The organism is Cupriavidus sp. MPR-AND1C (assembly GCF_058809705.1).
Map to the genome: position 1 here is coordinate 1 of NZ_JBXASU010000102.1, position 24,660 is coordinate 24,660.

The 24,660-nt window shown below is 67.9% G+C and carries 20 protein-coding genes; 12 read left to right on the forward strand and 8 right to left on the reverse strand.

Features of this window, described 5'->3' with window-relative positions:
• The first annotated feature begins 42 nt into the window (after window positions 1-42).
• A complete protein-coding gene (gene plsY / locus AC1RWI_RS32800) occupies window positions 43-660 on the forward strand; it encodes a glycerol-3-phosphate 1-O-acyltransferase PlsY (RefSeq protein WP_043344002.1) in 618 nt (205 codons plus the stop codon).
• A 64-nt stretch (window positions 661-724) separates the two neighbouring features.
• Here plsY and AC1RWI_RS32805 read toward each other — a convergent pair whose 3' ends face one another.
• The 3 genes from AC1RWI_RS32805 to AC1RWI_RS32815 form a co-directional block, all read right to left on the reverse strand.
• Complete coding sequence (locus AC1RWI_RS32805) at window positions 725-1,018, reverse strand: GYD domain-containing protein (protein ID WP_150993438.1); 294 nt, start codon at window positions 1,016-1,018, stop codon at window positions 725-727.
• A gap of 211 nt (window positions 1,019-1,229) precedes the next feature.
• Window positions 1,230-2,507 (reverse strand): ATP-binding protein, encoded by a 1,278-nt coding sequence (locus tag AC1RWI_RS32810; protein ID WP_492870420.1) that lies wholly within the window; start codon window positions 2,505-2,507, stop codon window positions 1,230-1,232.
• Window positions 2,504-3,235 (reverse strand): response regulator, encoded by a 732-nt coding sequence (locus AC1RWI_RS32815; protein WP_043343992.1) that lies wholly within the window; start codon window positions 3,233-3,235, stop codon window positions 2,504-2,506. Before AC1RWI_RS32815 ends, AC1RWI_RS32810 begins: the two co-directional genes overlap by 4 nt.
• Window positions 3,236-3,566: 331 nt before the next feature.
• On the opposite strand from AC1RWI_RS32815, the gene AC1RWI_RS32820 reads away from it, so the two are divergent.
• The 4 genes from AC1RWI_RS32820 to AC1RWI_RS32835 are packed head-to-tail and all read left to right on the forward strand — an operon-like array spanning window position 3,567 to window position 13,003.
• Window positions 3,567-5,024, forward strand: a complete 1,458-nt coding sequence (locus AC1RWI_RS32820; RefSeq protein WP_492870421.1) for an MdtA/MuxA family multidrug efflux RND transporter periplasmic adaptor subunit — start codon at window positions 3,567-3,569, stop codon at window positions 5,022-5,024.
• 9 nt (window positions 5,025-5,033) lie between these two features.
• Complete coding sequence (locus AC1RWI_RS32825; RefSeq protein ID WP_043343988.1) at window positions 5,034-8,207, forward strand: MdtB/MuxB family multidrug efflux RND transporter permease subunit; 3,174 nt, start codon at window positions 5,034-5,036, stop codon at window positions 8,205-8,207.
• A complete protein-coding gene (locus AC1RWI_RS32830; protein ID WP_492870422.1) occupies window positions 8,207-11,503 on the forward strand; it encodes an efflux RND transporter permease subunit in 3,297 nt (1,098 codons plus the stop codon). Before AC1RWI_RS32825 ends, AC1RWI_RS32830 begins: the two co-directional genes overlap by 1 nt.
• A 9-nt stretch (window positions 11,504-11,512) precedes the next feature.
• A complete protein-coding gene (locus AC1RWI_RS32835) occupies window positions 11,513-13,003 on the forward strand; it encodes an efflux transporter outer membrane subunit (RefSeq protein WP_043343982.1) in 1,491 nt (496 codons plus the stop codon).
• A gap of 44 nt (window positions 13,004-13,047) precedes the next feature.
• Here AC1RWI_RS32835 and AC1RWI_RS32840 read toward each other — a convergent pair whose 3' ends face one another.
• Together AC1RWI_RS32840 and AC1RWI_RS32845 are read right to left on the reverse strand one after the other, a co-directional pair.
• Window positions 13,048-14,475: a sensor histidine kinase gene (locus AC1RWI_RS32840; RefSeq protein WP_043343980.1), complete on the reverse strand. Its 1,428-nt coding sequence runs from the start codon at window positions 14,473-14,475 to the stop codon at window positions 13,048-13,050.
• Window positions 14,468-15,169, reverse strand: coding sequence for a response regulator (locus AC1RWI_RS32845; RefSeq protein ID WP_043343978.1), 702 nt, complete (start codon window positions 15,167-15,169; stop codon window positions 14,468-14,470). The genes AC1RWI_RS32840 and AC1RWI_RS32845 overlap by 8 nt, the downstream gene beginning before the upstream one ends.
• Window positions 15,170-15,294: 125 nt before the next feature.
• On the opposite strand from AC1RWI_RS32845, the gene AC1RWI_RS32850 reads away from it, so the two are divergent.
• Entirely contained in the window at window positions 15,295-16,272 is a 978-nt protein-coding gene (locus tag AC1RWI_RS32850; protein ID WP_052494426.1) for a tripartite tricarboxylate transporter substrate binding protein, read from the forward strand.
• Between the two features lie 57 nt (window positions 16,273-16,329).
• On the opposite strand, the gene AC1RWI_RS32855 is transcribed toward AC1RWI_RS32850, so the two are convergent.
• The gene (locus AC1RWI_RS32855; protein ID WP_043343975.1) at window positions 16,330-17,235 is read right to left on the reverse strand and encodes a LysR family transcriptional regulator; all 906 of its coding nucleotides are present in this window, start codon (window positions 17,233-17,235) and stop codon (window positions 16,330-16,332) included.
• Between the two features lie 117 nt (window positions 17,236-17,352).
• On the opposite strand from AC1RWI_RS32855, the gene AC1RWI_RS32860 reads away from it, so the two are divergent.
• On the forward strand, window positions 17,353-17,823 hold the full coding sequence (locus AC1RWI_RS32860) for a PACE efflux transporter (protein WP_043343973.1): 471 nt from the start codon (window positions 17,353-17,355) through the stop codon (window positions 17,821-17,823).
• A 94-nt stretch (window positions 17,824-17,917) separates the two neighbouring features.
• Here the strand turns inward: AC1RWI_RS32860 and AC1RWI_RS32865 are convergent, their stop codons facing one another.
• The gene (locus AC1RWI_RS32865) at window positions 17,918-18,127 is read right to left on the reverse strand and encodes a YMGG-like glycine zipper-containing protein (RefSeq protein WP_043343970.1); all 210 of its coding nucleotides are present in this window, start codon (window positions 18,125-18,127) and stop codon (window positions 17,918-17,920) included.
• Window positions 18,128-18,481: 354 nt separating this feature from the next.
• Between AC1RWI_RS32865 and AC1RWI_RS32870 the strand changes: the two genes are divergently transcribed.
• From AC1RWI_RS32870 to dacB, 5 genes are all read left to right on the forward strand, one after another.
• The gene (locus AC1RWI_RS32870) at window positions 18,482-19,762 is read left to right on the forward strand and encodes a flavin-dependent oxidoreductase (RefSeq protein WP_043343966.1); all 1,281 of its coding nucleotides are present in this window, start codon (window positions 18,482-18,484) and stop codon (window positions 19,760-19,762) included.
• Between the two features lie 95 nt (window positions 19,763-19,857).
• Window positions 19,858-21,042, forward strand: coding sequence for an ABC transporter substrate-binding protein (locus AC1RWI_RS32875; protein ID WP_082054787.1), 1,185 nt, complete (start codon window positions 19,858-19,860; stop codon window positions 21,040-21,042).
• A complete protein-coding gene (locus tag AC1RWI_RS32880) occupies window positions 21,039-21,539 on the forward strand; it encodes a DUF3237 domain-containing protein (protein WP_043343963.1) in 501 nt (166 codons plus the stop codon). The genes AC1RWI_RS32875 and AC1RWI_RS32880 overlap by 4 nt, the downstream gene beginning before the upstream one ends.
• A gap of 60 nt (window positions 21,540-21,599) precedes the next feature.
• Window positions 21,600-22,205: a MarR family winged helix-turn-helix transcriptional regulator gene (locus AC1RWI_RS32885; RefSeq protein ID WP_052494425.1), complete on the forward strand. Its 606-nt coding sequence runs from the start codon at window positions 21,600-21,602 to the stop codon at window positions 22,203-22,205.
• 72 nt (window positions 22,206-22,277) lie between these two features.
• Window positions 22,278-23,810 carry a D-alanyl-D-alanine carboxypeptidase/D-alanyl-D-alanine endopeptidase gene (gene dacB, locus AC1RWI_RS32890; RefSeq protein ID WP_043343962.1) on the forward strand — a complete coding sequence of 511 codons (1,533 nt, stop codon included), beginning with the start codon at window positions 22,278-22,280 and terminating at the stop codon, window positions 23,808-23,810.
• A 488-nt stretch (window positions 23,811-24,298) separates the two neighbouring features.
• Here dacB and fliE read toward each other — a convergent pair whose 3' ends face one another.
• Complete coding sequence (gene fliE, locus AC1RWI_RS32895) at window positions 24,299-24,619, reverse strand: flagellar hook-basal body complex protein FliE (protein ID WP_043353483.1); 321 nt, start codon at window positions 24,617-24,619, stop codon at window positions 24,299-24,301.
• Window positions 24,620-24,660 lie beyond the last annotated feature (41 nt).

A 24,660-nucleotide genomic window follows, 5' to 3' on the forward strand; every position in this document is an offset into this window, starting at 1 on the left:
TCCACGCTACAATCCCGCCAGCCTCAAACCCCCGGTTCCCACATGGCCAATCTGATCTTTGCACTAGCCGCCTACCTGATCGGCTCCATTTCCTTTGCTGTCGTGGTCAGCAAGGCCATGCGCCTGCCCGATCCGCACACCTATGGCTCCGGCAATCCTGGCGCCACCAACGTGCTGCGCAGCGGCAACAAGAAAGCCGCCATCCTGACGCTGATCGGCGACGCCTTGAAGGGCTGGCTGGCGGTCTGGCTGGCGCAGCGCTTTGGCCCGGCCTACGGGGTCGACGACACGGGCATCGCGCTGGTGGCGGTGGCGGTGTTCCTGGGCCACCTGTTCCCGGTGTTCTTCCGCTTTGCGGGCGGCAAGGGCGTGGCCACCGCGGCCGGCATCCTGTTTGCCGTCGACCCGCTGCTGGGCGCGGGCACGATGGCGACCTGGCTGATTGTGGCCTTCTTCTTCCGCTACTCGTCGCTGGCGGCGCTGGTGTCGGCAGTCTTTGCGCCTTTCTTCTACGTCCTGATGTCGGGTGTGGATGTGATCGCCGGCGCGGTATTCGCGATCAGCGTGTTGCTGGTGGTGCGGCACCGCGCCAACATCGAAAAGCTGCTGGCCGGCAAGGAAAGCCGCATCGGCGAGAAGAAAAAGGCGCCCGGCGCCTGAACACCGCGCGACAGTAAAAAGCCCGCATGGTGATGCGGGCTTTTTTATGCCGGCTGGCAAGTAGCTACGGCAGCTTGCTGAGGATGCCGTTCATCTCGTCAGCGGAGAAGGCACGCAGCGTCTGGCTGCGGACGTTGCCCGCCATGCCCAGGGCCAGGCCGAATGCGGTCATGGTGGCCTCGTCAGGCGCGCTAAAGGTCGCTACCAGGTCATATTGCCCGAGCGTCCAGAAGATGTCTTTCATTTCGATGCCGCTTGCCTTGGCCATTTCGCGAACCGCCGCGGCGCGCTTGGTTGTGTCCTTTACGGTACGGATTCCCTGGTCGGTGAAGTTAAGAAGCGTGACGAACGTTGCCATGATGCGTCTCCTGATCAACTGGATTGGCGCTTCGCGTTGTCAAAGCGCACAGAGCAACTACTCACAGCAAGCTGCGTACCACGCAAGCCAGCATATGGCCCGCGTGGCCATGGCGTAAGCCGGCAGCCCCCGCGCAGGGGAAAACCGCCTGAATGTGTTCCAGATCTGATACGGGCCGGGACGCCGCCGTCCGGCGGACGGCGGCTGGCGCTCAGGCCGCTTGTGCCAGCGTCGCGAACGGAAACACCATTTCCACCCGCAAGCCGCCCTCGTCCCGGTTTGCCAGCACCAGGCGGCCGCCCGCCTGGCGCACCAGCCGGTCGACGATGGCCAGGCCCAGGCCCGAGTGCGCATTGCCGCCGCGTGCCGGGTCCAGCCGCACGAATGGCAGGGTGACCTTCTCCATGGCATCCGGCGGAATGCCTTCGCCGTGGTCCTCCACCACCATGTGCCAGCCATCGGCCTGGCGCGAGGTGCTGAGCAGCACCGGCGCCGCCCCGTAGGCATAGGCGTTGTCGACCAGGTTGCCGACGATACGGTCGAGCTGGGTGGCGATCATGCGAAAGCCCTCGCCTGCCATCAGCGAGACCTCCACCGACTTGTCCTGCTCGGCCAGCGAGGCGGCCAGCTCGCCGATACGGCGATCGACCGGCACCGGCCGCGCCGCGGGTTCGCCGCTCTGGGCAAAGGTCAGGAACTGCTCGACGATGGCGGACATGGACTCGACATCGCGCGTGACGCCGGCCGCGGCCTTGGGATCGGCCAGCATCTCGGCGCGCAGCCGCAACCGTGCCAGCGGCGTCTTGAGGTCGTGGGCGATGCCGGCAAGCATCGTATTGCGCTCCTGGTCGATGCGGGTCAGGTCAGCCATCATGCGGTTGAAGCGCACGATCAACTGGCGCAGCTCATGCGGGCCGCGCTCACGCAGCGGCTTGACGATGTGCTGGCGCGACAGCTGCTCGGCCGCGGCGGCCATGTCGCGCACGGGGCGCTGGATCTGCCAGGCAATCAGCAGGGCCACGGCCATGGCTACGCCGACCACCAGGATCACGCCAGGCAGCAGGCGGTTGTCAGGTGGGGGGTTGACCACCCACAGCGCCGGCATCGCGATCCAGTCCTGCCGGTGCGGCAGCTTGACCCAGATGCGCGTGGTCTGGTCTTCCTCTAGCCGTACCTGGGTCCCAGGCGGCATGCGCTGGGAGAACTGCTCGACCAGCCGGCGCGCCCGGCCCTTGGCCGCCACGGTGTGCTCGGCCGCGCTGGCCTCGCTGGCCACCTCCACCAGGCTTGGCAGCTTGATGGGCGGCTGAGCGGCAAGCGCGCGCTGGATGCTCTCGAACTGGAACATCATCTGCTCGACGGAGTAATCCACCTGCTGCTGGCGGCGATCCATGCGCAGGATGGCAAGCCAGGAGAAATGGCTCAGCACCAGCACCGCTGCGATCAGCAGCGCGATGCGTCCGAACAGCGTATCGATGCGCAACTTCATTGGACAATGTCTTCAGCTTCGTCGGGCACGAAGGTATAACCGCGCCCCCGTACCGTCTGGATGTAGCGCGGCCGCTGGGCGTCTTCGTCCAGCAGGCGGCGCAGGCGCCAGATCTGGACGTCGATGCCGCGGTCGCTGATGCCGCTCGCGGTGCCGTACATCAGCTCCACGATGCGCTCGCGCGACAGCACTTCAAGCGGGTGCATCAACAGCAGCTTGAGCAGCGCGAACTCCGTATCGCTGATCGCCACCGGGTCGCCGCTGCGCACCAGCGAACGCTGGCGGAAGTTGACGCGGAACGGCCCGAAGGCCATGCCCTCGCGGTCTTCCGGCGCGGCCGCGGGGCGGGCCAGCTTGCGGCGCAGCACCGCGTTGATCCGCGCCAGCAGCTCGCGCGGCGAGAATGGCTTGCCGAGATAATCGTCCGCGCCGATCTCCAGCCCGACGATGCGGTCGATCTCGTCGCTGCGCGCGGTGAGCAGGATCACGGGAATGTCGTCGTTCTTGGCGCGCAGGTTGCGCAATGCGGTCAGCCCATCCACCTTGGGCATCATCAGGTCAAGCACGACCAGGGCGGGGCGCTCGCGCTCCAGGCGCGCCTGCAAGCCTTCGCCATCGTGCAGCACGGACACGGCAAAGCCCTGCTGGGTGAGGTATTCGCGCAGCAGGTCGCGGAGTTCGGGATCGTCGTCGACGACGAGGATCTGGGTAGGCTGATTGGCTCGCATAGGCAGATGATAGCTAGGCTGGGCGCGGCAATCCGGGCGAATTGTTTCAGGGCATTACACCCGGGCCGCTGGTAATGATCTGTAAGAATGGTCGCCCGCGCTGAAACATGGGCGCTGCCAAGGCGCATTATGCTTCGCTTATGTTGCCGTTGCCGGCGGTTGCCGGACCAGGACGGCCCCGCCCGACGCCACCCGGCCAGCGCGCCATTGCGCAGGAAGCCGCGTGCCGCCAACGGCACGTGCCGACGGCGTTACGGCATACTTCTGCCTCTCTTACCCCGAAAATCGTTCGAACGCGTCCTTGTTGACGCGTCGCTCCCAGGACCCGGTCATGGCCAACCCCGAAGAACATCAACCGGCTAAGCTGCCACCACCGCCCAAGGCTGCCTCGCGCCGCCGCAAACTGATTGCCGCCGCGCTGATCCTGCTGCTGGCCGGCGGCGGCTGGTATTGGTACAAGCATCGTACGCCGGCCGCCGGCGGCGCGAACGGCAGCCGTGGCGGCCCCGGCGGCCCTGGGGGCCCTGGGGGCCCTGGGGGCCCTGGGGGTCCCGGCGGCCAGCGCTCGCCGGTGGTGGTCAGCACCGTGGCCCAGCGTAATATGGACGTCATCCTCAACGGCCTGGGCAATGTCACGCCCGTGGCCAATGTGACCGTGCGCGCCCAGGTGTCCGGGCCTTTGCTCAAGGTCCTGTTCAAGGAGGGCCAGATGGTCAAGGCCGGCGACGTGCTTGCCGAGATCGATCCGCGCCCGTTCCAGGCCACGCTGGACCAGGCCGTGGGCACGCTGGCGCGCGACCGCGCCTTGCTGGAAAACGCCCGCCTGGACCAGAGGCGCTACCGCACCCTGCTCGGCCAGGACTCCATCTCCAGCCAGCAGGTAGACACCCAGGACGCCCTGGTGCGCCAGTATGAAGGCGTGGTCAAGACCGACCAGGCCAACGTGGACAGTGCCCGCCTGCAACTGGGCTACACCCGCATCATCGCGCCGGCCTCCGGGCGCATCGGCCTGCGCCAGGTCGACCCGGGCAATATCGTCAGCACCAGCGACACCAACGGCATCGCCCTGATCACCCAGATCCAGCCGATCGCGGTGCTCTACACCATCCCTGAGGACAACCTGCCGTCGGTGCTCAAGCGGCTGCACGCCGGCGAGACCATTCCCGTCCAGGCCTGGGACCGCCAGGCCCGCAACCGCCTGGCCGAGGGCACGCTGCTGACCACCGACAACCAGATCGACACCACCACCGGCACGGTCAAGCTCAAGGCGATCTTCCAGAACCAGGACGGCCTGCTGTTCCCGAACCAGTTCGTCAACATGCGCACCAAGGTGGACACGATCGAGGACGCCACCGTGGTACCGGTGGCGGCGATCCAGCGCGGCCAGCAAGGCACCTTTGTCTATGTGGTGGACGACAGCAGCAAGGTCAAGGTCCAGGTGGTCGCGCTCGGCCCGAGCGACGGCGAGCGCACCGTGGTGACCAAGGGCCTGCAGCCCGGCCAGCGCGTGGTGATCGACGGCGCCGACCGGCTCAAGGAAGGCATGACGGTGGAAACCGTGGACCCGGCGGCGCGCGCCGCCGCGCTGGTACCGGCCAGTGCGCCGCGCGGGCGCGGACGGCGCCGCGATGGAGGCGCCAGCGGCGCGGCCGGCGCCTCCGGCGTGCCGGGCGCCTCGGGTGCGCATGGTGAAGGGCGGCGTCACCGCGACGGCGCAAGCGCGGCGGCAACGGATGGCGGCGCCAGCGCTGGCGCCGCGGCGGGCGCGGCGCCCCAGCGGCCGCAGTAAGGACCCAGCATGAATCCCTCACGCCTGTTCATCGAGCGGCCGGTCGCCACCGCGCTGCTGATGGTCGCCATCCTGCTGTCGGGCCTGGTGGCCTTCAAGCTGCTGCCGCTGTCGGCGCTGCCGGAGGTCGACTACCCGACCATCCAGGTCACCACGCTGTATCCGGGCGCCAGCCCGGATGTGATGACTTCGTCCATCACGGCGCCGCTGGAGCGCCAGTTCGGCCAGATGCCGGGCCTCAAGCAGATGTCGTCGTCGTCCTCGGGCGGCGCCTCGGTGATCACGCTGCAGTTCGAGCTCACGCTGTCGCTGGACGTGGCCGAGCAAGAGGTGCAGGCCGCCATCAACGCCGGCGGCAACCTGCTGCCGGCGGATCTGCCTATGCCGCCGGTGTACAGCAAGGTCAACCCGGCCGACGCGCCGATCATGACGCTGGCCATGACGTCCGACACCATGCCGCTGCCCAAGCTGCAGGACATGGTGGACACCCGCGTGGCGCAAAAGATCTCGCAGTTGCAGGGCGTGGGGCTGGTGAGCATCAGCGGCGGGCAGCGCCCGGCGGTGCGCATCCAGGCCAATCCGACCGCGCTGGCCGCGCTCGGCATGTCGATCGACGACCTGCGCACGGCGATCGGCAGCGCCAATGTCAATGGCGCCAAGGGCAGCTTCGACGGCCCCGCGCGCGCCTCCACCATCGACGCCAACGACCAGCTCAAGTCCGCCGACGAGTACCGCCAGATCATCGTCGGCTACCAGAACGGCGCGCCGATCCGCATCACCGATGTGGCCAACATCGTCGACGGGCCCGAGAACAGCCGCCTGGCGGCCTGGGCCAACGACAAGCCGGCCATCGTGCTGAGCATCCAGCGCCAGCCCGGCGCCAATGTGATCGAGGTGGTGGACCGCATCAAGGCGCTGCTGCCGCAATTGCAGAATGCGCTGCCGGCCTCGGTCAAGGTGCAGTTGCTGACCGACCGCACCACCACCATCCGCGCCTCGGTGCGCGACGTGGAGTTCGAGCTGCTGCTGGCGGTCGCGCTGGTGGTGATGGTGATCTTCGTCTTCCTGCGCAACGTGCCCGCCACCATCATCCCGGGCGTGGCGGTGCCGCTGTCGCTGGTGGGCACCTTCGGCGTGATGTACCTGGCTGGCTTCTCGATCAACAACCTGACGCTGATGGCGCTGACCATTGCCACCGGCTTCGTGGTGGACGATGCGATCGTGATGATCGAGAACATCATGCGCTACATCGAAAAGGGCGATTCGCCCATGGAGGCGGCGCTCAAGGGGTCCAAGCAGATTGGCTTCACCATCATCTCGCTGACGTTCTCGCTGGTGGCCGTGCTGATCCCGCTGCTGTTCATGGGCGATGTGGTCGGGCGCCTGTTTCGCGAGTTCGCCATCACGCTGGCGGTGTCGATCCTGATCTCGGCGGTGGTCTCGCTGACGCTCACGCCGATGATGTGCGCGCGCCTGCTGCACCATGTGCCCGAAGAGAAGCTCTCGCGCTTTCACCGCGCCACCGGCCGCTTCTTCGACAACGTGATCGACCGCTACGGCCGCGCGCTGGAATGGGTGCTGGACCGCCAGAAGCTCACCCTGCTGGTCGCCGTCGGCACCATGGTGCTGACCGTGGTGCTGTACATGCTGGTGCCCAAAGGCTTTTTCCCGGTGCAGGACACCGGCGTGATCCAGGGCATTACCGAAGCGTCCCAGACCACCTCGTTCCCCGCCATGGCACGCAAGCAGCAGGCAGTGGCCAAGGTGGTGCTGGAAGACCCGGCGGTGGAGAGCCTGTCCTCCTTCGTCGGGGTCGACGGCACCAATACCACGCTCAACGCCGGGCGCCTCTTGATCAACCTGAAGCCCAAGGACCAGCGCAGCGACTCCATCGAGGACGTGACGCGCCGCCTGCAGGCCGCGGTCGACAAGCTCGGCGGGGTTTCGCTCTATACCCAGCCGGTGCAGGACCTGACCATCGAGGACCGTGTGGCACGCACGCAGTACCAGTTCACCGTGCAGGACCCGGATCCCACCACGCTGGCCACCTGGGTGCCGAGGCTGGTCGAGCGCCTGAAGCTGGAGCCGGAGCTACGCGATGTGGCCAGCGACCAGCAGAACAACGGCCTGCGCGCCTATGTGGATATCGACCGCGACGCCGCGGCGCGCTTTGGCATCACCACCGCGGTGATCGACAGTGCGTTGTACAGCGCCTTCGGCCAGCGCCTGGTATCGACCATCTTCACCCAGGCGAGCCAGTACCGCGTGGTACTGGAGGCCATGCCGCAGTTCCGCACCGACCCGCAGTCGCTGGCGGAGCTGCGCCTGCCCTCCTCCTCCGGCGGGCAGGTGCCGCTGGGCGCGTTCGCGCGCATCAGCGAGCGCACCGGGCCGCTGGTGATCAACCACCAGGGCCAGTTCCCGTCCGCCACCATCTCGTTCAACCTGGCACCGGGCGAATCGCTCGGCGCCGCGGTCGACAAGATCGCCAAGGTGGAGCAGGAAATCGGCCTGCCGATCTCGATGCAGACTGACTTCCAGGGCGCCGCGCTGGCCTTCCGCGCTTCGCTGTCCAACACGCTGTGGCTGATCCTGGCCGCGGTGATCACGATGTACATCGTGCTGGGCGTGCTCTATGAGAGCACCATCCATCCCGTGACCATCCTCTCCACCCTGCCCTCGGCCGGCGTGGGCGCGCTGCTGGCGCTGCTGGTCTCGGGCCAGGACCTGGGCATCATCGCGATCATCGGCATCATCCTGCTGATCGGTATCGTCAAGAAGAACGCCATCATGATGATCGACTTCGCGCTCGAGGCCGAGCGCGAGGGCGGCATGGCGCCGCGCGAGGCGATCTTCCAGGCCTGCCTGCTGCGCTTGCGCCCCATCCTGATGACCACCATGGCGGCCCTGCTGGCGGCGCTGCCGCTGATGCTGGGCACCGGCATCGGCTCGGAGCTGCGCCGCCCGCTGGGCATCACCATGGTGGGCGGCCTGCTGGTCAGCCAGGTGCTGACGCTGTTCACCACGCCGGTGATCTACCTGGCGTTCGACAGCGTGGCAACGCGCCTGAAGGCCTGGCGCCGGCGCCGGTTTGGCGACGACGCGGGTGGCGGCGCAGGTGGCGGCGCGGGTGGCGGCGCGGGTGGCAATGAAGCCGGGCATGCTCCGGAGCCGAGGCCGTAATGAACCTGTCGGCCACTTTCATCCATCGCCCGGTCGCCACCGCGCTGCTGACCATCGGCATCCTGCTGGCGGGGCTGGCGGCGCTGCGGCTGCTGCCGGTGTCGCCGCTGCCGCAGGTGGATTTCCCCACCATCTCGGTGTCCGCTTCGCTGCCCGGCGCCAGCCCCGAGACCATGGCCGCTACCGTGGCCACGCCGCTGGAGCGCGCCCTGGGCGCCATTGCCGGCGTCACCGAGATCACCTCCAGCAGTTCGCTGGGCTCGACCCGCATCACGATGCAGTTCGAGCTCTCGCGCGACATCGACGGCGCCGCGCGCGACGTGCAGGCCGCAATCAATGCCTCGCGCGCCACGCTGCCCACCAGCCTGCCGAGCAACCCGACGTACCGCAAGGTCAACCCGGCCGACGCGCCGATCATGATCATCGCGCTGACTTCGCCCACCATGACGCGCGGCCAGCTCTACGATGCGGCCTCGACCATCCTGGCGCAGAAGATGTCGCAGATTGAGGGCGTGGGCCAGGTCACCATCGGCGGCTCGTCGCTGCCGGCGGTGCGGGTGGAGCTCAACCCCACGGCGCTCAACAAGTACGGGGTCTCGCTGGAGGATGTGCGCAACACCATCAGCGCCACCAACGCCAACCGTCCGCTCGGCTCGCTCGAAAACACCACCACCAACTGGCAGGTCTACGCCAACGACCAGGCCATGAAGGCGGCGGACTACATGCCGCTGATCGTGCGCTACGCCACGCCGGGCACCTACTCGTCGGCCTCGGCCGGCGCGCTGATCGCCAGCACGGCCAACGCCGCCGCGGGCGGCGGCGTCAGCACCAAGACCGTCAACGGCGTCACCACCACCACGCTGACCACCAGCAGCGGCACCACCACCATTTCCACCGGCGCCACCGGCGGCAACGCCAGCAGCCGCGGCCCGAACGCCTTCGCGGTGCCGATCCGGCTGTCGGACGTGGCGCGGGTGACCGACTCGGTGCAGGACATCCGCAACGCCGGCTCCGCCAACGGCCAGCCCTCAGTGCTGCTGGTGCTCAACCGCTCTCCCGGCGCCAACATCATCGAGACGGTGGACCGCGTCACCGAGATGCTGCCGTCGCTGCAGCAGATGATCCCGTCCGCCATCAAGATGGAAGTGATGATGGACCGCACCCCCACCATCCGCGGCTCGCTGCGCGAGGTGGAGCACACCCTGATGATCTCGGTGGCGCTGGTGATCATGGTGGTGTTCCTGTTCCTGCGCAATGTGCGCGCCACGCTGATCCCTAGCGTGGCGGTGCCGGTGTCGCTGATCGGCACCTTCTCGGTGATGTACCTGGCGGGCTTCTCGCTCAACAACCTGTCGCTGATGGCGCTCACGGTCGCCACCGGCTTTGTGGTGGATGACGCCATCGTGGTGCTGGAGAACATCTCGCGGCACATCGAGGAAGGCATGAAGCCGCTCGAAGCCGCGCTCAAGGGCTCGCGCGAAGTCGGCTTCACGGTGCTGTCGATGAGCTTGTCGCTGATCGCGGTGTTCATCCCGCTGCTGATGATGGGCGGCATCGTCGGGCGGCTGTTCCAGGAGTTCGCCATCACCTTGTCGGTGGCGATCCTGGTGTCGCTGGTGGTCTCGCTCACGGCCACGCCGATGATGTGCGCGCGCCTGCTCAAGCCGGTGCGCCCCGAGCGCCAGGGGCGTCTCTACCGCGCCAGCGAGCGGGTGTTCGCCTGGATGCACGATGGGTACTCACGCACGCTGGCGGTGGCGCTGCGCCACAGCGCGCTGGTGTGGCTGGTGCTGCTGGCCACCATCGGCCTCAATGTCTGGCTCTACACGATCGTGCCCAAGGGCTTCTTCCCGCAGCAGGATACGGGGCGCCTGATCGGCTTTATCCGTGCCGACCAGGCCACCTCGTTCCAGGCCATGCGCCCCAAGCTGGATAACTTCATCAAGATCGTGCAGTCCGACCCGGCGGTGGTCAATGTCACCGGCTTCACCGGCGGCTCGCAACGCAATACCGGCCAGATGTTCGTCACGCTCAAGCCGCTGTCCGAGCGCGATTCCGCGGATGCCATCGTGGCACGCCTGCGCGTCAAGCTCGCCAAGGAGCCCGGCGCGAGCCTGTTCCTGACCTCGGTGCAGGACATCCGCATTGGCGGGCGCCAAAGCAGCTCGGCCTACCAGTTCACGCTGCAGTCGGACGATCTCGACGTCCTGCGCGAGTGGGAGCCCAAGGTGCGCGCGGCCATCTCCAACCTCAAGGGGCTGGAAGACGTCGACACCGATACCAACGACAAGGGCTTGCAGACCTCGGTGATCATCGACCGCGACACCGCGTCCAAGCTCGGCGTCACCACGCAGCAGATCGATGCGGTGCTCAACGATGCCTTCGGCCAGCGCCTGGTGTCCACCATCTACAATCCGCTCAACCAGTACCGGGTGGTGATGGAGCTCAGCCCCGAGTACCTGGAAGGCCCGCATGCGCTCCAGGATATCTATGTGGTCACGGGCGGCGGCAAGCGGGTGCCGCTGTCGGCCTTCGCGCACTTCGCGCCCACCAGCACGCCGCTGGGTGTCAATCACCAGGGCCAGTTCGCGGCCTCCACCATCTCCTTCAACCTGGCCGAGGGCGTCTCGCTATCGCAGGCCACGGACATGGTCAAGGATGCGATGGCGCGCATTGGCGTGCCGGAAACGCTGCAGGCCAATTTCCAGGGCAGCGCCAAGGCCTTCCAGGATTCGCTCAAGAGCCAGCCACTGCTGATCCTGGCCGCGCTGATCACCATCTATATCGTGCTCGGCATGCTCTACGAGAGCTATGTGCATCCGCTCACCATCCTGTCCACGCTGCCGTCCGCCGGCGTGGGCGCGCTGCTGGCGCTGCTGGCCTCGGGCACGGACTTCAGCATCATCGCGCTGATCGGCGTGATCCTGCTGATCGGCATCGTCAAGAAGAACGCCATCATGATGATCGACTTCGCCATCGACGCCGAGCGGCGCGAAGGCCTGTCGCCGCGTGACGCCATCTACCGCGCCTGCCTGCTGCGTTTCCGCCCGATCCTGATGACCACCATGGCCGCCCTGCTGGGCGCCATACCCCTGGCAATCGGCCACGGCGACGGCGCCGAGCTGCGCGCGCCGCTGGGCATCTCCATCGTCGGCGGGCTGGTGGTCAGCCAGTTGCTGACGCTGTACACGACGCCCGTGGTGTACCTGACGCTGGACCGCTGGCGCCTGAAGGTGAAAGCCTGGCGCCAGCGCCGCTCCGCCGTGCCTGCGGCCACGATCAGCCTCGAACCCTGAATGCGATCCATGAACGCTTTTATTCGCCTCCCTGCCCTCTCCGTCCCCGCGACCGTGCTGACGGTAGCCTGCGCCCTGCTGCTGGGCGGCTGCGCCGTGGGTCCCGACTACAAGCGGCCCGACGCGCCCGCCACCCCGGCTTTCAAGGAAGCACCCGCCGACACCTCGCAGTGGGGCGAGTGGAAACCGGCCGAGCCGCGCGATACCAGCGCGCGCAGCAACTGGTGGGCGGTGTTCGGCGATCCGGCACTCGACACGCTGATGTCGCAGGTGCAGGTATCCAACCAGAACATCAAGGCGGCCGAGGCGCAGTACCGGCAGGCGCTGGCCGCGCTGCAATCGGCGCGCGCCGGCTACTTCCCCACGGTGGGCGCATCTGCCGGGCTGAACCGCGCGAGCGGCAGCAGCGGCCTGATCGGCAACAGCCAGAACGCCACGCTGTCGGCCAGCTGGGAGATCGATGTGTGGGGCCGCGTGCGCAGGCAGGTGGAAAGCAGCGAAGCCAGCGCGCAGGCCAGCCAGTCCGACCTGGCTTCGACCTTGCTGTCGACCCAGTCCACGCTGGCGCAGAGCTATTTCCTGCTGCGCATCGCCGACCAGCAGAAGGCCTTGCTTGACCGCACCGTAGTCGACTACGAGAAGTCACTGCAACTGGTACGCAACCAGTACGCGGCCGGCACCGCCCAGCGCTCCGACGTGCTGCAATCCGAGACCCAGCTCAAGTCCGCGCAGGCGCAGCAGATCGATATCCAGATCACGCGCGCGCAGCTCGAGCACGCCCTTGCCATCCTGACCGGCAAGCCACCGGCCAACCTCTCCATCGCGCCGCAGGACTATGCCGCCGCGGTGCCGCGCGTGCCTGTCGCGGTGCCGTCGGCGCTGCTGGAACGCCGGCCCGATATCGGCGCGGCCGAGCGCCGCATGGCCGCGGCCAACGCGCAGATCGGCGTAGCCCAGGCGGCTTATTACCCGACGCTGTCGCTGTCGGCCACCGGCGGGCTTTCCGCTGGCACGCTGGCGCGCTGGCTGTCGCTGCCGGACCGCGTGTGGTCGATCGGCCCGGCGCTGGCAGGCACGCTGTTCGACGGTGGCCTGCGCAGCGCGGCCAAGGCGCAGGCGGTGGCGGCCTACGACCAGACCGTGGCCAACTACCGCCAGACGGTGCTCGCCGCGTTCCAGGAGGTCGAGGACAACCTGGCCGGCGCGCGCCTGCTGGAGCAGGAAGGCGTGGTGCAGAACGACGCGCTGCGTTCGGCGCGCGATGCGCTGGCCCTGGTCAACAACCGTTACCGCGCCGGCACCGCCAGCCTGCTGGACGTACTGACCGCGCAGACCACCGCCTACACGGCGGAACGCACCTACTTGACCATCTTAGGCCGCCAGTACACCACCAGCGCGGTGTTGATCAAGGCGCTGGGCGGCGGTTGGCATATCGAGACGGATAGCGCGTCGAATACGGCGCCGGCTGGCACAGCGCCCGGCGGCTCGGCAACGCAATAGCAGATCGCAAATGGCGAATAGCGGTGGGAGCCTTCGCGGCCGCCCTATGCCGGCGCGAAGCGCACCCGCACCAGCAGGCCCCTGCCGTGCGCGCCATCCAGCAGCACCAGCGACGCGCCATGCGCCACGGCGATGTCGCGCACGATGGTCAGGCCAAGCCCCGAGCCAGTGGGCGCCGCCTCACCAGGCGCCTTCAAACCCGCCGCCTTGCCCCGGTAGAACGGCTCCAGCACCGCCGCGCGTTGCGCGGCGGGAATGCCGGGGCCGTCGTCCTCCACTTCCAGTACTACCGCCTCGCCCGCGCGCAAGACACGCGCCGTGACCATGCCGCCCGATGGCGTATAGCGCAGGGCGTTGTCGACCAGGTTGGTCACCAGCTCGTGCAGCAGATCGGTGCCGCGCACTGGCTGCGCGCCCTCGCCTTCGAAGCCCAGGTCGATGCGGCGCGCACGCGCGGCGGGCGTTAGCTCGAGGCAGACCTCTTTCACCAACGCCGCGAGGTCCAGCGCGCGCGGCGCCTCGGCCCCGCCGTGCGCGGCGCGCGCCATCGACAGCAGGCGGTCGGCCAGCGCGGCCATGCGCGCGGTGCTGTCGGCCAGGCCCTGCGCGATGCGCCGTTGCTCGTCGGGATCGTGCTCGCGCGCGGCCAGCTGGGCCTGCGTGTGCAGCACGGCTAGCGGCGTGCGCAACTGGTGCGCCGCGTCGGCGATAAAGCGGCGCTGCGCGGCAAGCACCTGTTCCAGCCGCGCCATGTAGCCGTTCATGGCTTCCACCAGCGGCGCGGTCTCGCGCGGGGCGCTGTCGAGCGGCAGCGGCGTGGTGGCGCCGGGCTGGCGTTGGGCCACTGCTTCGCGCAGCGCATCGAGCGGTGCCAGCGCGCGCCGCGTGAACAGCCAGATCACCAGCACCGCGGCCAGCACCAGCATCAGCTGGCCCCACAGCACATCGAACAGGATGTTGCGCGTCAGCGCCTGGCGCGAGTCCAGCGTCTCGCCCACCTCGATCAAGGCCATGCCGCCGCGCGTGCCGCTGGCGTCCATCACCGGCTGGCGCAGCGCGGCGATGCGGATCGGCTGGCCACGGTAGGTGCGGTCGTAGAAGCTCACCAGCGCGGGATACAGCTTGGTGCGCGGCTGGCTGGCATCGAATGGCGGCAGGTCGTCGTAGCCCGAGACGAACTCGCCATGCACGCCGCTGACGCGGTAGAACATGGTGGCGTTCATGCCCACCTCGAAGGTATCGAGCGAGATATACGGCACGTCCACGCGCACGCCTTCGGGGGTCAGCGTGATGCGCTCGGAGATATTGCGCGCCGATGCCAGCAAGGTGCGGTCATAGGCCTGGTTGGCGGACTCCAGCGCATTGGAGTAAGCCACCACGCCGTACGCGGCCTGCAGCGCCAGCATGGGCGGGATCAGCCACCACAGCAGGCGCGCGCGCAGGCTGGCGGCGCGCTTGCGCGGCTCAGCCAACGCTGGGCTCCAGCACGTAGCCCAGCCCGCGCAAGGTCACGATGGCGGCGCCCGAGCCGTCGAGCTTGCGGCGCAGTCGATGCACGTAGACCTCGATCACATCCGGCTGGGTGTCGTCGGCCAGGGTGAAGATGCTGGCGTAGATGCGGTCCTTGCTGACGGTCTTGCCGGGCGGCGTCATCAGTATCTCCAGCACCGCATGCTCGCGCGGCGTCAGCGCCAGCGGCACGCCGCCCACCTGGAAATGGCGCGACACCGTATCGAACCCCAGGCCGCCGCACACCACCAGCGGCGCCTCGGTCTGGCGCGCGCGGCGCAACAGCGCCTTCACGCGCGCCTCGAACTCGGCCAGGTCGAAGGGCTTGGCCATGTAGTCGTCGGCACCCAGGTCCAGGCCCTTGACGCGGTCGCCCACTTCGCCGCGCGCGGTCAGGATCATCACCGGCACGCGGCAGCCGCGAGCGCGCAGGCGCGCGAGCAGGTCCAGGCCGTCGCGGTCGGGCAGGGTCAGGTCCAGCAGCACCAGCGCGTAGTCACTGCCGGCCCCGCCCGCGCTACCGGCGTGCGTGCTGAACAGCAAGGATTCCGCGCTAGCCGCGTCGGCCGCGCGCTCCACGGTGAAATGCAGCGCGCGCAGCGCCTGCATCACCCAGGTGGCCAGTTCATCGTGGTCCTCGACCAGCAGTACTCTCATGAAAGGGGGTTCTCCTGCTTCTTGGCGGCGATTTGTTATGCCTGATTTTCGCGTCGCCAGCCAGCGGATTTTTCGGGATTTCCCGGTAAGCTGTCAGCCGTCCACTCACCCCCCGAGGAGAATCGATGCGCCACGTCCTGGCCGCCCTGCGCTTTGCCTGCGCGGCGCTCGCCCTCGCCGCTGCCTGCGCGCGGCCGGCGGCCGCCGCGCCGGAATGCATCGTGCCCGCCAAGCCCGGCGGCGGCTTCGACCTGACCTGCAAGCTGGCGCAGCGCGCGCTGCTCGAAGCCGGGTTCACCGAGCAGCCGGTGCGGCTGGCCTACATGCCGGGCGGCATCGGCGCGGTGGCCTACAACAGCATCGTGGCGCAACGCCCCGCCGAGCCCGACACCATCGTCGCATTTTCAGACGGCTCCCTGCTGGCGCTGGCCCAAGGCAAGTTCGGCAAGTATGGCGCGGCGGACGTGCGCTGGGTTGGCGCGCTCGGCACCGATTACGGCGTGATAGCGGTACGCGCCGATTCGCCCTTCAAGACCCTGAAGGACCTGGTGGCCGCGCTCAGGTCGGATCCGGACCAGGTACTGTTCGGGGCCGGCGGCACCATCGGCAACCAGGACTGGATGAAGGCCGCGATGGTGGCGCGGCAGGCCGGCGTGGGCTACAAGCGCATGCGCTTCGTGGGTTTCGAGGGTGGCGGCGAGGCGTTCACGGCACTGCAGGGCGGGCACGTCCAGGCGGTGTCCGGCGACGCATCGGAGGCCGCCATGCAGCTCGGCGCCGGCGGCATCCGCATCCTGGCCGTGCTGGCGGCGCAGCGCCTGCCCGGCAGGCTGGCCGGTGTGCCCACCGCGCGCGAGCAGGGCTTCGACATCGTCTGGCCCATCCTGCGCGGCTTCTACATGGGCCCCAAGGTTGCGCAGGCGGACTACCAGCGCTGGGCCGAGCGCTTCGAACGCCTGCAGGCCAGCCCGGCATTCGCCCGGCTGCGCGCGGAGCAAGGCCTGTTCCCGGCCGACCTGGGCGGCGCTGACCTGGATACCTATGTGCAGCGAACGGTGCAGCGCTATCGCACGCTGGCCAAGGAATTCGGGCTGACCCGATAGTGCCGACAGCCCGATGACCCCGATAACACCGATGACGCCGGGAAGCTGCCGGCATCGCTACGGCCGGGCGCGCACCTCGGGACGCGGCAGCGGCTGCTTGCTCACCCGCTCCTTGAGCCAGGTGGCGGCCTTGCCGAGCGGCCGCTGCTTGTGCCACACCAGCTCCATCGCCACCGGCCAGTCCTGGTCGTCGAACTCCAGCGCGGGCGACACCAGTTGCGTGCCCGCCGGCGAGTTGGCCGCCACGTGCCAGGGCACGAAGGCCCAGCCCAGCCGGCGCTTGACCAGCTCAACGATGACCCACTGGCTCTCCACCCACCAGACTTCGGCGGCCACGCGCAGCCGCATCTTTTCCTCGCTGTCGGTGCGGGTGGCCACCATCAACTGCCGGTAGCGCTTGAGTTCCTCCCAGCCCACGCGCTGGTCCGCAAGCGGATGGTCGGGGGCACAGATGATCCGCATCGGCACCCAGCCCAGCGCGCGGAAACCCAGCTCCGGCGGAAGCACCTCCTGGCGCCACATGATGCCTAGGTCGGCGCAACGCTCCAGCACCAGCCGGCTGACGTCTTCCATCAAAGGAAACAGCAGCTCCAGCTCCACCGCCGGGAAGCGCGCGGAGAACTCCTCCAGCATCACACCCAGGGTTTCCTCCGGATAGAGTTCGTCCACCGCCAGCACCAGGCGGCTTTCCACGCCCTCGCCCAGGCTCTTGGCCACGCCACGGAAATGCTCGCAACGCTCCAGGATCACGCGCGCCTCGGCCAGCAGGCGTTCGCCCGCGGCGGTCAGGGTGGGATAGCGCCCGCCACGGTCGAACAACTGGTTGCCCAGATCGATCTCGAGATTGGACACGGCCGCGCTGACAACCGACTGGGCCTTGCCCAGCCGGCGCGCGGCTGCGGAGAAAGAGCCACATTCGGCGGCTGCGGCAAAGGCCTGCAATTGTTCGAGCGAGAGGCTCATGTTGATTCCCTGGGACGGGCCGCTGCCCATCCATCGTTTTTAGCGATAGAACCCAACTTTACCATCCCAGAATACTCGATAGAATGCCCTCTATTCACACGCCAGACAGGAAGCATCATGCGCAGCACCAAGGACAGAATTCGTCATACCATCGGCTTTGAAGTGATCGGCTTGCTGATTGTCGCGCCCGTGGGCAGCTGGGTCTTTGGCTTCGCCCTGCACCAGATCGGCATCCTCGCCGTGGTGGCATCGTTGATCGCCGCCGGCTGGAACTACCTCTACAACGTGCTGTTCGACAAGGCCATGCTGCGGTTCACCGGGCAGTTGCGCAAGCCGGTGGCCGTGCGGGTGCTCCACGCCATCCTGTTCGAACTGGGCCTGCTGATGGTGTTCCTGCCGATGGTGGCGTGGTATCTCGACATGAGCCTGTTCGATGCCTTCATCATGGACATCGCCCTGGCAGCCTTCTACGTGGTCTATGCGTTCGTCTACAACTGGGCCTACGACACGGTGTTCCCGGTGGCCAACGCCGGGCAAGGCGGGAAGACTGGGAAGGCCGGAAAGGCCGTCGTAAAGTCTGCCTGCTGACCCTTAGCTAAAAAAAAAGCAAAAGCGGATGCCGATGGCATCCGCTTTTTGTTTTGTGGCGGGCCGCTTCACGCTGCGCCCCGCTGCTGCTTGCTTACCGGCGTTCGGGCGTCACCACGTTGCCGACCACGCCGCCCAGCGCCGCGCCACCGATGGTGGCCGCCGGGCCGCCGATCAGGGCCGCGCCGGCCACACCGCCGACGCCCGCGCCGATGGCGGTATTGCGCTGCTTGGGCGTCATGTCGGCGCAGCCCGCCACGCTCAGCAGCGTGGCCAGCAGGATAGACAGGGTTACGGTACGCATGATGAGGCTCCTTTTGGGATTTGCTTTGCGCCCGGTAATGCACCCAGGCATCGTTATCGCGTCGTTATCGCGTTCACCGCAAGGTCCATGCTTTGCGGCAGGTACGTTCACTATGAGGCCCGGGGCCGCCCTGCGGAACCGGTGCCTGACCGAACATCGTGTCAGCGGATTCCCACAAATCCCGTGATCAGGACGTGCATGCGGCGCTTGCCTGCGGGTTTCCCCGCACGCCGCCGATCTTGAAGCCCTCGTGCATTTAGTTATACTCTATAACAATATTGCCAGTGGCCGCCGGCTCCGCATGGAGCACCCTCGCGGCCCGGCGATTCCATAACAAGCCGTGGAGACAACACCATGAAGATCGCGATCGCCGGTGGCGGCATCGGCGGCCTGACGCTGGCACTGCTTTGCCACCGGCACGGCATAGAGGCCGAGGTCTGGGAAGCCAGCGAGACGCTGCGCCCGCTCGGCGTGGGCATCAACCTGCTGCCGCACGCGGTGCGCGAGCTGTCCGAGCTGGGACTGCACGATGCACTGGCCGAGCTGGCAGTGCAGACCTCGTCCCTGTCCTACTACAACAAGCTTGGCCAGCGCATCTGGCACGAGCCGCGCGGGCGCGCGGCGGGCTACGGCCAGCCGCAGTTCTCCATCCATCGCGGCGAATTCCAGATGCTGCTCTACCGCACCGTGGTGGAGCGCCTGGGCGCCGAGCGCGTGCATGCCGGCCATACGTTTGAAGCGGTCACGAGCACCGGCGCGCGCGCGGGCGATCCCGTGGAGTTCACGCTGCGCCGGCGCAGCGACAACGCGCAAGTCACGGCGCGGGCCGATGTGCTGGTGGGCGCCGACGGCATCCACTCCGCCGTGCGCCGCCACTTCTATCCGCAGGGCGACGCGCCGCGCTTCTCGCGCCGCACGCTGTGGCGCGCCGTCACCGAGGCGCCGCCGTACCTGGACGGCAGTTCGATGTTCATGGCGGGCCATCAGGACCAGAAATTCGTGGCCTACCCGATCTCCGAGCCGCTGCGCCGCCAGGGGCGCTCGCTGGTCAACTGGATCGCCGAGCTGCGCGTGCCCGACAGCGCGCCGGATACCCCGCCGCGCAGCGACTGGAACAAGCAGGTCGACAAGTCCGTGTTCCGCGAAGCCTTTGCGAACTGGCGCTGGGACTGGATCGACATCCCGGCGCTGATCGACGGCGCGCAGGCCATCTACGAATTCCCCATGGTCGACAAGGACACGCTGCCGCGCTGGACCTTCGACCGCGTAACGCTGCTGGGCGACGCTGCCCACCCGATGTACCCGATCGGCTCCAACGGCAGCGCGCAGGCCATCCTCGATGCACGCTACCTGATGGACAGCCTCCTGGCCAACGGCGCACCGCGCGACGCCTGCGACAGCGGCTATGCGCTGCGCGAGTACGAAGCGCAGCGGCTGCCGCGCACCGCGGCCATCGTGCTGCGCAACCGCATGAACGGGCCCGAGCAGGTCATGCAGCTGGCCGAGCAGCGCGCGCCGCAGGGCTTCAGCGATATCGAAACCGTGATCCCGCGCACCGAGCTCGAAGCGATCGCGCTGCGCTACAAGCAACTCGCCGGCTTCGACCAGCAATCGCTGCAGGTGCCGCCGCGCTAAGCGGGCCGCGCGCCTCTGTGATTGCGCCAGTCCGTCGTATCATGCCCCCCGACCGGCCCTGAGAAGCCGGCGTTGTTCGAAGAAAAGGAGACATCTTGCCGCGCCCCAGCCCTACACGCCTTACCCGCCTTGCCACGCCCGCCAGCCGCCTTGCGCTCGCCATCACCGCCAGCCTTGCCGCCGCGCTTGGCGCCGCGCCCGCGCTTGCCGAAGTGACGGTCGGCGTCAGCATCGCGTCGACCGGGCCATCGGCCTCGCTCGGCATCCCGCAGAAGAACAGCATGCCCTTGCTGCCGGAGACCATCGCCGGCGAGAAGATCCGCTATATCGTGCTGGACGACGGCTCCGATCCCACCCAGGCCACCAAGGTGGCGCGCCGCTTCGTCAGCGAGGACAAGGTCGACATCATCCTCGGCTCGTCGGCGGTGGCGCCATCGATCGCCATTGCCGAAGTCGCCGACGAGAGCCAGACGGTGCAGCTGGCCTTCTCGCCGATCGAGCTCAAGCCCGGCCGCGGCGAATGGACATATCGCCTGGCCCAACCGGTCAAGCTGATGGCCGAGGCCGTGGCGGATGCGGCGCACGCCAGAGGCATCAAGACCATCGCCTTCATCGGCTTTGCCGACGCCTACGGCGAGACCTGGCTCAAGGAGTTCACCACCGCCGCCACCGCGCGCGGCATGCGCCTGGTGGCCACCGAGCGCTATGCGCGCTCGGACACCAGCGTGACCGCGCAAACGCTCAAGCTGATCGCCGCCCACCCCGACGCGGTGCTGATCGCAGGCGCCGGCACCGGCGCGGCCCTGCCGCACACCACGCTGCGCGAGCGCGGGTACGCGGGCCCGGTCTACCACACGCATGGCGCGGCCACCAAGGACCTGATCCGCATCGGCGGCAAAGCCGTCAACGGCTCCATCCTGCCCGCCGGGCCGGTGATCGTGGCCGAGCAGCTGCCGGACAGCGCCGCCACCAAGAAGCCGGGGCTGGACTACGTGGGCCGCTACGAAAAACAGTACGGACCCGACAGCCGCACCCAGTTCGGCGCCCACCCCTACGATGCGGGCCTGGTGCTGCAGCGCATCGTGCCGGTGGCGCTCAAGCAGGCCAAGCCGGGCACGCCGGAATTTCGCCGCGCGCTCAAGGCCGCGCTGGAGAGCGAGCGCAATATCGTGGTGTCGCACGGCGTGCTGAACTACACCGCGCAGGATCATTTCGGCTTTGACACCCGCGCCCGCGTGATGCTGACCATCGACAATGGCAACTGGAAGCTGCTGAAATGACCGCGCCCCGCGCCATCACCGCCCTGCCCGCGCCCACGCTGGAGCACGTGGCGGACTTCAGCTTCCGGCTGGCACCGGTCACCGAGGTGGGCGCAAGCGCGCTGGGCAACCGGCGGGTCATCCCCATTCTCGACGGCGTCGTTTCCGGGCCGCGCCTGCAAGGGCGCATCCTGCCCGGCGGCGCGGATTTCCAGCTGGTGCGCCACGACGCCGGCAACGGCATCGTCGTGGCCGACATCGAGGCCCGCTATGTGCTGGAGACCGACGACGGCGCGCGCATCTACATCGTCAACGCCGGCGTGCGCAGCGGCCCCGCCGAGCTGATCGCGCGCCTGGCCGGCGGCGAGATCGTCGATCCGCGCCTGATCTATTTCCGCACCGCGCCCCGCTTCGAGACGGCCGCGCCCGGCTACGACTGGCTCATGCAGCACCTGTTCGTCGCCACCGGCGCCCGCTATCCGGACCGGGTGGAAATGCGGTATTTTCGCGTCGTATAGGCGCCCCGGTTTTTCAGGCAGCCATCGCCACCCACATCCATCGACCGACGCCAAGGCATCATGACCACAGCAAAGGCGCGAGCGCGCCGCAGCCGCGACGCCCTCGCCCCCGATCCCGCCGGCGCCAGCCAGGCAGCCGATGCGCCCGGCGGATTCGACCCGCATATCGCCAGCGTCGACTACGGCGTGCTGGACAGCCTGGTCGGCTACGCCATCCGCCGCGCGCAGATCCGTATCTACGAAGACTTCGTGCAATCGCTGGCGCAGTGGAACATCACGCCGCCGCGTTTCTCCGCGCTCGTGATCGTCTCGCGCAATCCGCTGCTCAAGCTGACCGAGCTGGCCAGCATCCTGGGCATCGCGCGCTCGGGCGCGGTGCTGCTGGTCGACGCGCTGGAAGACATGAAGCTGGTGGCGCGCCGCCCGGCGCCGCACGATCGCCGCGCCTACAGCCTGGTACTGACCCCGGCGGGACGGCGCACGCTGGAAGCCGCCACCGCCGCGGTGTGCGCGCACGATGCGCGCGTCGCCGGCGCATTGTCGGCGCAGGAACAAGACACCCTGCGCGCGCTGCTCGGAAAGCTGGCGCCGCCGCAGGCGATCGGTGCGGACCATCCGGACCGTCCGCACCATTCGGCAGATCCCGCAGACACCGCAAACGACTAGACGGAGTTTCTCGCGGAAAAACCTGCGCAAATCGAATGGCGGCGTCATCCGCGCCCAGGCCCATGCGTTAACATGGGCATCATGCCGAATCGCCCATCCCCAATTCTTCACCGCCTGCTGCCGCTTTGCGCCGCCGGGCTGCTTTGCATCAGCGGCGTGAGTACCGCCGCCAAGACCCCCGTTCATAAGACCAAGGCCACCCACGCCGCGTCCGCGTCCGCCGAGCCGCGCTCCGGCTTGCCGGGCAGCGTAACGGCCGCGCTCAAGCGCGCGCATGTGCCCGCCTCGGCCACCAGCTTCTACGTGATCAAGGTCGGCGCGCCGGCGCCCCGCGCAAGCTGGAACGCGCAAACGCCGATGAACCCGGCTTCCACCATGAAGCTGGTCACCACCTTCGCCGGGCTACAGCTGCTTGGCCCCGGCTACCGCTGGCAGACCGCGCTGTACGCCGACAACCAGCCAGCAGCCGATGGCACCGTCAACGGCAACGTCTACCTGCGCGGCTATGGCGACCCCAAGCTGGTGCCGGAAGAAATGGCCAAGCTGGTCAACAGTGCCCGCACCGCAGGCGCCACCACCATCAATGGCGACGTGGTGCTGGACCGCAGCTACTTCGATTCCGCCCTCGACAAGGGCGCCACCATCGATGGCGAAACCCAGCGCGCCTACAACGTCAGCCCCGACGCGCTGCTCTACGCCTTCAAGACGCTGTCGTTTACCATCACGCCCGATCCGGCCAACCAGTCGGTCGCGGTGTCGGTCACGCCCGCGCTGGCGCAGCTCAAGCTCGACAACCGCCTGGCACTGTCCCACGGCAAATGCGGCGACTGGTCGGCACGCGCCCGCCCCGCCGTCACGCCACAGGCCGACGGCACCGTGCTGGCCTCCTTCGACGGCAGCTACGCCGCCGACTGCGGCGAACACGTGGTCAACATCGCCACGCTCTCGCACAACGAATTCACCTGGGGTGGCTTTGTCGCCGAATGGCAACTGGCCGGCGGCCGCTTCACCCACCAGCCAGCCCTGCGCATGGGCCGCGCCCCGCGCAACGCCTTCCTGCTGGCACGCCACTACGGCCAGCCCCTGTCGGAAATCGTGCGCGACATCAACAAGTTCTCGAACAATGTGATGGCCCGCCAGCTTTACCTGACCATTGGCGCGGAGATGGATCGCAGCGGCCCGGCCAGCACCACCCGCTCGGCCAAGGTGGTGCAGCGCTGGCTGGCGCGCCAGGGGCTGGACATGCCTGGCCTGGCACTCGACAACGGCTCCGGACTATCGCGCGAAGAACGCATCAGTGCCTACGATATGTCGCGGCTGCTGCAGCAAGCGCTGGCCAGTGAAGTCGGCCCGGTGCTGATCGATTCGCTGCCGATCCTCGGCGTGGACGGCACGCTGCGCAACCGCCTGACGCACGCCGGCGCGGCCGGCAATGCCTACATGAAGACAGGAACGTTGAACGACGTCCGCGCGCTGGCCGGCTATGTCGACGCGCTGAACGGCGACCGCTATGTGGTGGTCAGCTACATCAACCACGCCAACGCAGCACAAGCCCGCGAAGCCCACGACGCCCTGTTGCAATGGGTGTATCAGGGCGCACCCTGAGTGGCGTGATACCGGCAGCCGGTACGGGATGAGCGCGGACCCTTGCAAGCACCCGCCCTCTCCCACAAGTGGGAGAGGGGAGCCAACCAGCGGCAAGATCAACCGTTCAACTGATCAGCCGCTCCACCCATTGTGGTAGCCGTGTGAAGCGCCCGAAGGGCGCGCCACACCCCAGCGCGATGCGAAGCGAGCCGTCAAGGTTCACCTAGGCCGTATGGGGCGCCTCGGGATTCGGCGAAAAGAGCGGAGAAGAGGGACCCATGTCTGAGTATCGCCTTAAGGCGATGCGAGTTTGGGTCCCGGCCGCTCTTTTCGTCGAAGCCCGAGGAGGGTGTCGCCCCATCCGGCGCGCCTTCTTTGCCTACTTTCTTGGCAAGACAAGAAAGTAGGTCGCCGCCCCGCAGGGGTGGTGAAACTGCAGTTGAAGTTGCAGTTGAAGTTGAAGTTGCAGTTGAAGTTGCAGTTAAGCAGCCACAAACAAAAACCCCTCAAACCGTCATATTCATCATTTCCTGATAAGCCGCCGTCAACCGGTTCCGAACCTGCACCCCAGTCTGAAACGAAACATTAGCCTTCTGCATATCGATCATCACATCGTTGAGCGACACACCCGGCTTGCCAAGCTCGAACGCCTCGGCCTGCCCATAAGCCTTCTCCTGCACGTTGCTGATGCGCGCCAGCGAACGCTGGAGTTCGCCGGCAAAACCGCCGGAGGAAACGGCTGAAGCCTGGCTTTCCTGCCCGGTGGCGCTCTGGGCCAGCCCGCGCAGTTGCTGCAACATGCCGTCGATGGAAGAGATGGTAGTCATGGCGATCCGCTTGGAACCCGCCCCGCCCCGGCCAGCCGAAG

Excerpts from the sequence above, each read along its gene's own strand:
- AC1RWI_RS32835 (WP_043343982.1), top strand. The coding sequence starts at position 11,513 with ATGAACGCTTTTATTCGCCTCCCTGCCCTCTCCGTCCCCGCGACCGTG.
- AC1RWI_RS32810 (WP_492870420.1), bottom strand. The coding sequence starts at position 2,507 with ATGAAGTTGCGCATCGATACGCTGTTCGGACGCATCGCGCTGCTGATC.
- AC1RWI_RS32845 (WP_043343978.1), bottom strand. The coding sequence starts at position 15,169 with ATGAGAGTACTGCTGGTCGAGGACCACGATGAACTGGCCACCTGGGTG.
- AC1RWI_RS32870 (WP_043343966.1), top strand. The coding sequence starts at position 18,482 with ATGAAGATCGCGATCGCCGGTGGCGGCATCGGCGGCCTGACGCTGGCA.
- AC1RWI_RS32860 (WP_043343973.1), top strand. The coding sequence starts at position 17,353 with ATGCGCAGCACCAAGGACAGAATTCGTCATACCATCGGCTTTGAAGTG.
- AC1RWI_RS32825 (WP_043343988.1), top strand. The coding sequence starts at position 5,034 with ATGAATCCCTCACGCCTGTTCATCGAGCGGCCGGTCGCCACCGCGCTG.
- dacB (WP_043343962.1), top strand. The coding sequence starts at position 22,278 with ATGGGCATCATGCCGAATCGCCCATCCCCAATTCTTCACCGCCTGCTG.
- fliE (WP_043353483.1), bottom strand. The coding sequence starts at position 24,619 with ATGACTACCATCTCTTCCATCGACGGCATGTTGCAGCAACTGCGCGGG.
- AC1RWI_RS32820 (WP_492870421.1), top strand. The coding sequence starts at position 3,567 with ATGGCCAACCCCGAAGAACATCAACCGGCTAAGCTGCCACCACCGCCC.
- AC1RWI_RS32885 (WP_052494425.1), top strand. The coding sequence starts at position 21,600 with ATGACCACAGCAAAGGCGCGAGCGCGCCGCAGCCGCGACGCCCTCGCC.
- AC1RWI_RS32815 (WP_043343992.1), bottom strand. The coding sequence starts at position 3,235 with ATGCGAGCCAATCAGCCTACCCAGATCCTCGTCGTCGACGACGATCCC.
- AC1RWI_RS32855 (WP_043343975.1), bottom strand. The coding sequence starts at position 17,235 with ATGAGCCTCTCGCTCGAACAATTGCAGGCCTTTGCCGCAGCCGCCGAA.
- AC1RWI_RS32880 (WP_043343963.1), top strand. The coding sequence starts at position 21,039 with ATGACCGCGCCCCGCGCCATCACCGCCCTGCCCGCGCCCACGCTGGAG.
- AC1RWI_RS32805 (WP_150993438.1), bottom strand. The coding sequence starts at position 1,018 with ATGGCAACGTTCGTCACGCTTCTTAACTTCACCGACCAGGGAATCCGT.
- AC1RWI_RS32830 (WP_492870422.1), top strand. The coding sequence starts at position 8,207 with ATGAACCTGTCGGCCACTTTCATCCATCGCCCGGTCGCCACCGCGCTG.
- AC1RWI_RS32850 (WP_052494426.1), top strand. The coding sequence starts at position 15,295 with ATGCGCCACGTCCTGGCCGCCCTGCGCTTTGCCTGCGCGGCGCTCGCC.
- plsY (WP_043344002.1), top strand. The coding sequence starts at position 43 with ATGGCCAATCTGATCTTTGCACTAGCCGCCTACCTGATCGGCTCCATT.
- AC1RWI_RS32865 (WP_043343970.1), bottom strand. The coding sequence starts at position 18,127 with ATGCGTACCGTAACCCTGTCTATCCTGCTGGCCACGCTGCTGAGCGTG.